General features: G+C 59.9%; 4 protein-coding genes. 1 reads left to right on the forward strand and 3 read right to left on the reverse strand.

Annotation, left to right across the window (positions count from 1 at the left end; translation table 11 throughout):
- The 3 genes from A2I95_RS33950 to A2I95_RS33960 form a co-directional block, all read right to left on the reverse strand.
- The coding region (locus tag A2I95_RS33950; RefSeq protein WP_291736882.1) for an FAD-dependent oxidoreductase at positions 1-468 on the reverse strand (468 nt) is incomplete at its 3' end.
- Entirely contained in the window at positions 465-884 is a 420-nt protein-coding gene (locus A2I95_RS33955; protein WP_291736884.1) for a GtrA family protein, read from the reverse strand. The genes A2I95_RS33955 and A2I95_RS33950, both read right to left, overlap by 4 nt.
- Positions 881-1,150 (reverse strand): hypothetical protein, encoded by a 270-nt coding sequence (locus A2I95_RS33960; protein ID WP_291736887.1) that lies wholly within the window; start codon positions 1,148-1,150, stop codon positions 881-883. The genes A2I95_RS33955 and A2I95_RS33960 overlap by 4 nt, the downstream gene beginning before the upstream one ends.
- A 176-nt stretch (positions 1,151-1,326) precedes the next feature.
- On the opposite strand from A2I95_RS33960, the gene A2I95_RS33965 reads away from it, so the two are divergent.
- A partial coding sequence (locus tag A2I95_RS33965; protein WP_291736890.1) for a hypothetical protein occupies positions 1,327-1,989 on the forward strand: 663 nt, incomplete at its 3' end.

Consider the following 1,989-nt stretch of genomic DNA (forward strand, 5'->3'; position numbering starts at 1 on the left):
CCAGCCGAACATTTCGCTGTTCTCCTGCGCCGAACAACGGCGCAGCATACCGTCCGGCCCCATGACATCCACCCAATCCAGGCAATTGCGGAAACTGCCCTCCTTATGGTGGTTCTTACCGTGCACATCCGCCGCGATCGCTCCGCCAAGGGTCACAAACTTGGTGCCGGGCACCACTGCCGGAAACCAGCCGCGCGGCAGGAAGGCCGAGATGATATCACCCAGCAACACCCCGCTTTCAGCAACCAATTGCCCGGTTCCGGCGTCAAACGAGACCATCCGGTTGAAATGCCGCATGTGCAATGTCGCCGGCAGGCCGATGGCGCTGTCACCATATGCGCGGCCATTGCCGCGGGCGATGACCGAGGGGTGATCGGCGATCAGGGTTTGCAGCTCAGCCTCATTGCGGGGGGCCAGAAGCTGTGCCCGTGCCACCGGGTAGTTCCCCCAGCCTGACAGCATTGTCATTCCGTCCCCTTTGCGCCTTGAGTGAAAACGAAATGCCGGTCCAGCTGGTACTTAACCGTATAGCCTACCACCAGCCCGAGGACAGCCCCGGCTTCGCGCGCGGCATCAGTTCCCCAGGTGATCCAAAACAGCGTTTCAGTGATCCAGAACACCGCTGTGGTTGCGATACCCATCAAGGCATAGAGCGAAAAGGTACGCCCCTGATGCTTGAGGCCGCTGTGCTGATCAAAGAAGATCCAGCGCTTATCCAGCAAATATTTAACAACCAGCCCGGCCAAGGTGCCCGCCGCCATGGCAGCGGTGAAATGCGCAGCACTTTCACCCGATTGCAGGACCGCGCGCTGGGTGGCGAGGTTGACCGCGGTGGCAACAACCGCAAAGGCTGTGTAGCGGACCAGAAGCTGCTGCAAGGTCATAGCGCACGGCCCCAGACCGCAACAGCCAGTACAATCAGGCTGAACGGCAAAAACGCCAAGGTAGATTGCATCTGCGTCACAGCGCCCGGCAAATGCGCGGCCCGCCCCTGAAACAGCGCCATTGCCGAGGTGAACGGGCTGTTCCGATCCTGCCCGAAGACGGGCCAGGAGCTTTCATACAGGATGTTGCTGCGCCGCAGAGTGCCATCCAATCCGACGGCAAGCATACCGGGCTGGCCGGTCATAAGCGATGAATCTGTCGTCAAATGAAATCAACCGAAAGATGCTTTTACTTCCGGTCCGATATATATCAGCACCATCACTTTTTGGCTAGGTGTCAAACTGCCCGCTGCCTGGCCCGCCTTGCCGGCCAGAACCTGCGGGGAATTTCACACTGCGCCAGAATAACCTATAAGGGCATAAAAAAACACTGAGGACGGGCATGACATTTCATTCGAATCCTTCCGCCAAGCCGGCCGCATGTGCATCAGACAGAGCTGCGCTGCCGCGCGAGACAGCGCTGTTTGCGGTGGCGGCAGCTGTCATCATCCTGACCTCCAGGCTGCTGGCAGCTGGCCTGCTCGACATTCGCCCCGACCCCATTCACTTGGACGGTTCCTACCAGCACCTCCCGGCGCAGCAGCTGCATGACGGTTTGCTGGATGCCCTGCTAACCCTGCACTCCCAGCCTCCGTTCTGGAATTTTCTGCTGGGGATCGCCGCCAAGGCTTGCGGCGCTCAAGATGCTTGCATGATCCAGCTGATCTGGAGCAGCCACCTGGCACTGAGCGTCCTGACCGCCGCCTGCATGTTTGCGGCCCTGCGCCTGATGGCGCAATCGCGACGCCTGGCCTGGCTGCTGCCCCTGGCCTATATCCTGTCGCCCGCCGTGTTTTACTATGAGAACTTCATTCTCTATGCGCATTTCACCTCAGCGCTGTTTGCCCTGTCCTGCCTGTGTGCCCTGCTGTTTCTGAAGACGCAAAGGACGCTCTATTTCCTGCAATTCTGCGCCTGCCTTGCGGTGCTGTCGCTGACCTGGACGCTGTTCCACCCGATCTACATCCTGCTGGTGGCCGGGCTGCTGCTGTTCAAGACCGCAGCG

This window comes from Leisingera sp. F5 (assembly GCF_001593695.1).